4 protein-coding genes and 3 pseudogenes are annotated in these 6,843 nt (G+C 59.9%); 3 read left to right on the top strand and 4 right to left on the bottom strand.

What is annotated here, in order from left to right; genetic code table 11:
* Window positions 1-57: 57 nt before the first annotated feature.
* Entirely contained in the window at window positions 58-219 is a 162-nt protein-coding gene (gene tnpB, locus L6639_RS43540; RefSeq protein ID WP_377818995.1) for an IS66 family insertion sequence element accessory protein TnpB, read from the top strand.
* Between the two features lie 69 nt (window positions 220-288).
* Window positions 289-1,877 (top strand): annotated as a pseudogene (gene tnpC, locus L6639_RS30920) (IS66 family transposase).
* Window positions 1,878-3,042: 1,165 nt separating this feature from the next.
* On the opposite strand, the gene L6639_RS30915 reads toward tnpC, so the two are convergent.
* From L6639_RS30915 to L6639_RS43535, 3 genes and pseudogenes are all read right to left on the bottom strand, one after another.
* Window positions 3,043-3,441 carry a glycosyltransferase family protein gene (locus L6639_RS30915; RefSeq protein WP_237865159.1) on the bottom strand — a complete coding sequence of 133 codons (399 nt, stop codon included), beginning with the start codon at window positions 3,439-3,441 and terminating at the stop codon, window positions 3,043-3,045.
* Entirely contained in the window at window positions 3,381-3,806 is a 426-nt protein-coding gene (locus L6639_RS30910; protein ID WP_237865158.1) for a glycosyltransferase family protein, read from the bottom strand. The genes L6639_RS30915 and L6639_RS30910 overlap by 61 nt, the downstream gene beginning before the upstream one ends.
* Window positions 3,807-3,865: 59 nt before the next feature.
* Window positions 3,866-4,180 (bottom strand): annotated as a pseudogene (locus L6639_RS43535) (hypothetical protein); the annotation flags it as partial.
* Between the two features lie 650 nt (window positions 4,181-4,830).
* On the opposite strand from L6639_RS43535, the gene L6639_RS30905 reads away from it, so the two are divergent.
* Window positions 4,831-5,340: an arsenate-mycothiol transferase ArsC gene (locus L6639_RS30905; protein ID WP_237865157.1), complete on the top strand. Its 510-nt coding sequence runs from the start codon at window positions 4,831-4,833 to the stop codon at window positions 5,338-5,340.
* Between the two features lie 179 nt (window positions 5,341-5,519).
* Here L6639_RS30905 and L6639_RS30900 read toward each other — a convergent pair.
* Window positions 5,520-6,743: pseudogene (locus L6639_RS30900) on the bottom strand (IS3 family transposase).
* Window positions 6,744-6,843: the final 100 nt, after the last annotated feature.

Below are 6,843 nucleotides of genomic sequence, written 5' to 3'. Positions count from 1 at the left end.
TTCCGATCGAAACGAGCGGACCGGATCAAGATTTTGGTCTGGGATCGAACGGGCCTGGTGTTGGTGCACAAGCGTCTTGAAGGTTGCAAGTTCGTTTGGCCAACGATCGCGGACGGCGTGATGCGGATATCGCCGGCGATGTTTGCTGCCTTGTTCGAAGGGTTGGATTGGAGATTGGTGCGCCCGGAGGAAGCGCGGCGCCCGCAGGTCGCTGGATAACTGCGGCAGAATGACTCGGAAGCTATTTTGATCGTGGCACGCGCGGCGCCGATGTGCTCGAAATAGCGCATGAGCATCGCGGCGCTGCGCGACGAAAATGAACAACTGAAAGCGCTTTTGGCGCAAACGCAGGCGGCCTTGAGCGAGCATCAGGGGGCGCTGGCGGCGTCGGAGGAAGCGCGGCGTCGGCTGGAGGTCATCCTCGGCGAATTGCGGCGCGACAGGTTCGGCGCGAAGTCCGAGAAGCTGCGGCCAGATCAGTATCACTTACCGTTGGAAGACGTGGAGATCGCGCAAGGCATCCTGGACGCGGCGCAGGAGAGAGCCGAGGCTGTGATCAAGGGCCGATCGCGGAGCGATCCGGATCAAGGTTCTCATCGCAATCGCGGCTGCTTGCCTGCCCATTTGCCGCGTGTGGAACGGATCATCGAGCCTGCAAGCACGCTCTGCCCGTGCGGTTGCGGCGCCATGACGAAGATCGGCGAGGACGTCAGCCAGCGCCTTGATGTGATCCCGGCGCAATGGCGCGTGCTGGTCACGCGCCGCCCGAAATATATCTGTCGCCGCTGCTCGGGCCCCGTCGTACAGGCGCACGCACCGGAGCACGTCGTGCCCGGCGGGCTGCCGACCGAAGCGGCCATCGCGCACGTGATCGTCTCCAAATTTGGCGACCATACGCCATTTTACCGTCAGGCCGAGATCTATGCGCGCCAGGGCATCCGGCTTGATCGGGCGACACCGGGCAACTGGTCTGGCCGCGCCTGCTTCCATCTTCAACCCATCGCGGACCGCATGCGCCACCACCTGGCTATGGCGGATCGGCTGTTCATGGACGAGACCAGGGCGCCGGTACTCGATCCGGGGCGCGGCCAAACGAAGAAAGGCTACTTCTGGGCGATAGCCTCAGACGACCGCGGCCACAGCGGCCCAAGTCCGCCGATCGTGCTGTTCCGATATGCCCCCGGTCGCAGCGGTGCCTTCGCGCAGCAGTTCCTGGACGGCTTTGGCGGACGCTTCCTGCAATGCGATGGCTATGACGGCTATGACCGGCTGACCGAAGTCGGTCGACCGCAGGGGCCGTGGACGCTCGTGCATTGCTGGAGCCATTTGCGCCGGCGCGTCGTCAAATTGGTGCGCAACAGCAAGTCACCGATCGCTGAGGCCGCTGTTCGGCACGTCGCGCAGCTTTACGCCATCGAAGCCATGGTGCGCGGCTCGTCGCCGGACGTCCGGTTGGCCGCGCGCAAGGAGCACTCGCTGCCAATGGTAGCCGCGTTAAAGTCGTGGTTCGAGAAACAGCTGTCGATGATCTCCAGCGGTTCGACCTCGCCGAGGATATCCGCTATGCGCTCAATCATTGGCGGGGGCTGACCCGCTTCCTCGAAGACGGGCGTCTCGAGCTCGACACCAACCCGGTCGAGAACGCCATCCGGCCAGTCTGCTTGACCAGAAAAAATGCGCTCTTCGCCGGTCATGAAATCGGGGCAGAAAACTGGGCCTTACTCGCCTCGATCGTCGCCACCTGCAAGCTCAACGACGTCAATCCGGCCGCCTACATCGCCGAAACACTCGAGGCGATCATCGACGGCCATCCCCACAGCAGAATCGGCGACCTCATGCCGTGGCGCTTCCGCAAGGCGTCAAGCCTGCGTCCTTAGGGTGGCGGCTAAGCGCTTACAATCGGCAGAGCCAATCTCGATTTATTGTTGTTAGTAGAGACGATTGAGTTCATGGCCAGACGACTCGAGTTATGATCTGCAATTGCAGTAATGTCCGGCATCAACGTGGGCGTTCGGCCCGGATTGGCGGGATCAGGGGACGGCGTAGATCGATGACGCCCCATGTTTGGATCGCTCGATCACAGTTGCGGAATCCATGACTGTCTCCTAAATCAAACTGTACCGAAAATTCAATCGGAACGAGGGCGAAGGCGATGCATCCTTCGGCAATGCTCATCCGCCTACTCGGGGGCGGCGGGTTTGCTAAAAGGCAGCTTCGACCATCGAGCCTCGGTCGCCGGGGGCGAGCAGGACATTGCTGCGATCATAGCGGGGCTGCGACGCTGATCAGCTGATCGGATAACGCCCGTTCCATCCTTCTGCCGCCCGCTCAGGGAAATTTACACGTGGTCAGCCATACTCTTTTCGGACTGTTGCGGCCCGGACACAGTCCGCGCTCCCTTCGAGTGCTAGTGAAAGTCCGTCCGGACGCAGGAACATCATGTCAAATGAACGCCCAAAATCGGTCGGCTGAGACGGCAACGCCTTGAGCGGATGGATTACAATTTCATGAAGAGCAGTCAAAGTTTCGGCGGATATGGAAATGATTCATCGGCACGCGCCGGGGTGGAATGATGCTCTGACCTGGGAGATCCAGCGCTTCGATGGAGAGATCTTTGAGAAGCTGATGCCGTACTTCATAGCAAATTGTCGATAGGGTGGTGCGCAAGAGGTCACAGGCATGACGACGGATCTGAAAGCTGCGGCGCCGTGTTAGAGTTTCGTCCTGCGTGCGTTACGAGGAATGGCTAACCACGGGACGTTCCTCGTAGTTGACCGAAGCGCTCTATCCGTGGGAACGCTGCGCTATGAGAAAAGTCGTCTTTGCGGTAGTCGTGCTCACTATTTCCTGGTCGAATATTTGGCTGGCTTGGGGGGAGGCGTACCTTGTGTGCTTGCTCGCGGTCCTTGCTGGATACGCGGTAGACGCAGCATACGTGATCGCCTACCAGCGGCACGCCGCTCGCCTGAAGCGGGCGATATCGGGCTGATAGCATCGCTCAACTTATTGCCCCTCGTGGTGATGGAAGGGTAAGCGCCTAGTTCAGAAGTGGGCCTCTCGCTTTGCCTGATTGATGCAGGAGCCCAGCAGAGCGGTCGTCGGTGCTGTGCACAGCGCGTCGTAGATGGCAGGCGGCTTCGGCCAGTCCGGCTCGAAACGAGCGTCAAGGACGCGTCGGCGGATATCGGGATCGGCGCGCAAGCGGGCTACGGCTGCTGCAATCGACGCGGGATCCGAATGTGAAAAACCGTAACCAAGACCTGGGTCGAGGATCTCGCGCTTGACCTCGGGGAGCTCGGCCGCAAGGACGGGAATGCCGGCCGCCACATACTCAAAGGGCTTGTTTGGCAAGGCGTAAAGGAAGTTCTTGCAGACGGGCATCAGAGACCAGATGCCAGCATCGGCACCGCGGGCGGCCGCGACGACGTCCGCCGATGGCACGGGCCCAGCCAGAAACAGCCGCTCTGAGACCCGAGCTGATTGGCCAGCGACCGGTATTCTGGCCCGATGACCAGCGCTGCATCAGAAATCAGCGTGAGTGCCTTGATCATCGGCGGCAGATTGCGCGTCGGTCCGACGCCACCCTGGTAAAGGATTACAAACAGACCGTCGGGGATCTTTAACTGACTACGCAGCGAGGGATACGGGCGTTCCACGCGCCCGACTGCAGGGATGTTGCGGACGAGTTCGATGCCCCGGGGCTCGATCCGTTGCAGATCGTGAGCGATCGAACGGCAGACCGTGATGACCACATCGGCTCGGCGCAACGCGAGCTTTTCGAGTTTTTGGTAGACAAGCTTTCGCATCCGCGATGCGGGAGCAGTCGATCGGACACGTTCTCAGAAAAGTACTCGTGAAAATCGACCAGGAGCTTGGCGCCCCGACGCCCGGCCGCTAACGCGCCAATCAATACCGTCCAGGCATCGTGGCAGTGATAGGCGATCGGGCCGACGGCAATTGCCGCTCGGAACACATGAATGGGGAATATCCATGGGAACGCGTTAATTTCGTAAGCGGCTCCGATTGGGCAGCGCTTGATGAAGATACTGTGTTCCCAATCCGGAGGATCTGCGGCGTGGAATGTTGGCGCAATGATGACGACCCGGTAGCTGTCCACTACTAACGCGCGTGCCTCGCGCTCATCGCGCGGATCGATCGCAAGGTCGGAAAACACTAGCATCGTTATCAAATTGGATCAGTTGGCGGGGGCTCCTGGCCGCGACCGGTAAAATGCCACAGCAGGATGCAGAGGTGGGACTGGGCTTCACGATTCGCTTGAGCCAGAAATAGTACCGAAAGCCAGTGTTCCACATTGACAGCAAAGGAGTCACGATTCACCGGATGTCGCGCGCCAATTTGTAGAGCCGCGTTTTCCGCAGATGCGCGAACAGAGCCTCTATCGCCCTCTCCATTACCGCTAAAAAAAAAGTGAGTGTTAGGCGAAGGTGCGACCGAGTGCAACTTATGGGGACGCCGACGAATGTTGGCCAACGGCGCCACTCCCGGCCAGCCTCCTGTCTCGTTTGTGTTGCTTACTGGCGGCGCCGCCCTGCTTTGTGTTGCGAATAAGCTGTAAAACGAAACTGGAGGCATGGCGAAGTCCGCTTGCACGGACGGGCCAGATCGTCGGAGGCTTCGCCAAAAAAATGTTTCTCTGCAGCAAGTGCTCTACGTAGCGCGGGTTGCGTCTGGCGTACCTAGCTTGAACGGCTGGATCATCGCTGGCCTCGCCGCAGATCATCCCAGAAAGCCGAAGGTAGCAGACGAGAGCACAAAATTGTCGCGGCGTCAGTCCTGAGACATTGCTATGCATGTGCGGAGAGCTTTTTGTTGGCCCGCAATGTTCCCGGCGCTTCCTTGTCGTTTTGTGAACGAGACAAGCAACAGCGAGAAAAAATGTCGCAGAAGGCAATCCTGTTTCTATGCACCGGTAATTATTATCGCAGTCGGTATGCGGAGGAACTATTCAACCATCTTGCGAAGATCAAAGGTCTCTCATGGCGGGCGTTTTCGCGAGGAGCCGCCGAGCGGGGATCGCTTAATAATGTAGGACCGATGTCAATTTTTGTCCTCGATGACCTGCGAGCGAAGGGCATCCAGCCAGAAGGCGCAGCACGCAGCCCAACGCCGTGCTCGCTGGCTGATATCGATGCCGCTGACATAGTCATCGCCGTGAAAGAGAGCGAGCATCGCCCCCTAGTCGAACGCCGTTTCCCCACGGCGGCGTCTAAAGTGAAGTATTGGCATGTGGATGATGTTGAGTTCGTTCACCCTTCTATCGCGCTAGCTATGCTCGATGAGCACGTGTGCGAGTTGATCGAGAATTTGTCGGCACGATAGTTTCTCAGATGCATCATGTTCGCGGTTCTAGAGGCTGCGGCAAGCGCGCTCTCGCCGAGCAGCCGAATTGATTCCGCTTTCGTTCAACGCAAATCGCGGGATGGTGTCGGGGATACGAGCAGGATGTCTTTCAAAGAGGCGTAGTACGCCCTCGGATGGGTGAGCTGGAGTTGACCCCGTTAGACCGGACACTCGGCTGGTTTGAGTGATGCAATGTACTCCCGCGGCGAGCGGTAGCCCAGCCGGGAATGCGGGTGTTCTGAGTTGTAATCCTCCATCCAGTTATCGATCCGCAGCAGCGCGGTGCGCGCGTCAGGGATCGGGTTCACACGAACATAGTCGCGCTTGAAGGTCTTCACCAATGCCTCGGCCATGCCGTTGCTCTCGGGGCTTTCGACCGGCGTGAAGCAAGGCTCGAGGTTCAGGGCCGCGGCAATCTCAAGGGTGCGATAGGCAGCAAAGATGGAGCCATTGTCGGTCAGCCATTCCACCTTGCGTGGAGCGCGCATGTCGCCGAACCGCTGCTCGACACAGTGTACCATCATGTCCCGGATCATCTCGCCGGAGATCCCGGCCGTTGTCACGACCAGCTGATGACCTCGCGGTCATGGCTGTCCAGGGCAAAGGCAACCCGGACGATCTCGCCATTCCAGCAGGTGAACTCCAGCGCGTCCGAACACCAACGCACGTTGGAGTGGCTTGTCATGATCGTTCCATCATGGGCCCGCGGGATGCGGCGCCCGGTATGCCGGGCCAGCAACAAGCCGCCCTTCTTCATCAGCCGGTAGACGCGCTTGGCGTTGACGGGATCGTGGCCGGCGGATCGCCGCTCGCGCTTGAGGAACGCGGCGATCCGCCGGTATCCATAGCTAGGCCGGCCATCCACCAGGCGCCGGATATCGGACGTAAGCTCGGCATCCCCGGCGCGGATCTGAGGACCGCGCTTCGGACGCTTGCCGTCAACTCGCTCAACCAGGTTGGAACGGGCCACCCCGAGGGTCTCTGCGATCCGTTTCACGGGGTATCCTCCGGTGCTTGCGATCGCGACAGCAAGGTCTGTTTTTTTACCCGTGCAAGGTCAAGAGCCTCCTTGAGGATCTCGACCTCCAGGGTCTTGCGACCGAGCATGCGTTCGAGGTCTCGAACCCGTTCCTCCAGCCGCCTGACCTCGGATGCGGCGACCACATCCTCATCCGCCCGCACCGCTTCCTTGCCCCCTTCGCTCATCAGCCGTCTCCATCGGAAGACCAGGCTCGGGGAGAGCCATGGCGACGGGCAACATAGTTGATCGACATGCCCGGTTGCAGCGTCTCGTTGACGACCAGGAGCTTCTGCTCCGTCGGAAACCGTCGCCGGCGGGCAACGCCGGTGATGACTTCCACCTTCGAAAACGTCTCGGACATTAGGACTATGCCTAGTTCCTCCGGCTGACGCCGATGTCCGGTCAAAACAGGGAGCAGTTCATGAGCCGCCGACAAGGTCTCGATAGAAGCTCTAGCACGG

The organism is Bradyrhizobium zhengyangense (genome assembly GCF_022012555.1).
GTDB lineage: Bacteria > Pseudomonadota > Alphaproteobacteria > Rhizobiales > Xanthobacteraceae > Bradyrhizobium > Bradyrhizobium zhengyangense.
This window is presented reverse-complemented; position numbering and strand designations above follow the sequence as displayed.

What these genes read in the sequence shown, in the direction of transcription:
- L6639_RS30910 (WP_237865158.1), bottom strand. Translation starts at nt 3,806, where the DNA reads ATGCGAAAGCTTGTCTACCAAAAACTCGAAAAGCTCGCGTTGCGCCGA.